This window comes from Glycomyces xiaoerkulensis (genome assembly GCF_002798405.1).
GTDB lineage: Bacteria > Actinomycetota > Actinomycetes > Mycobacteriales > Micromonosporaceae > Glycomyces > Glycomyces xiaoerkulensis.
This window is the reverse complement of the sequence record NZ_PGGV01000031.1, coordinates 1-535: the sequence shown is the minus strand read 5'-3', so window position 1 is coordinate 535 and position 535 is coordinate 1. Positions and strand designations below refer to the sequence as shown.

Below are 535 nucleotides of genomic sequence, written 5' to 3'. Positions count from 1 at the left end.
CCTGCCGCCTTCGGCCGCTGGCCGGTGGCAGGGTGTGGCTGATGCAGTTGCGCTACAACTATCGGGCCTACCCGGACGGGGGCCAGCGGCCGGCGCTGGCCCGGGCGTTCGGGTGCGCCCGCGTAGTGTGGAACGACTGCCTGCGCGCCCGCAAGGAAGCGCACGCGGCCGGGGAGGCGTACGTGCCGGCCTCGGTGCTGTCGAGGACCTACCTCACCGCCGCCAAGCAGACGCCGGAGCGGGCCTGGCTGGCCGAAGTCAGCGCGGTGGTACTTCAGCAGTCCCTGCGGGACCTGGAGGCCGCCTACCAGGCCTTCTTCGGCTCGGTCAATGGCAAACGCAAGGGCCCCAGGGTCGGGCCGCCGCGGTACAAGTCCCGCAAGGACGCCCGCCAGTCGATCCGGCTCAACACCAACGCCTTCGCCATCCGCGACAACAGCCGCGTGTACCTGGCCAAGATCGGCGAGGTGAAAGTCGCCTGGTCCCGCGAGCTCCCGGCCGCGCCCTCCAGCGTGACCGTGATCAAGGACGCGGC

1 protein-coding gene is annotated in these 535 nt (G+C 71.4%); it reads left to right on the top strand.

Going from position 1 to position 535, the window contains the following annotated elements; all coding sequences use genetic code 11:
* Nucleotides 1–41: 41 nt before the first annotated feature.
* The coding region (locus tag CUT39_RS12735) for an RNA-guided endonuclease InsQ/TnpB family protein (protein WP_157930667.1) at nt 42–535 on the top strand (494 nt) is incomplete at its 3' end.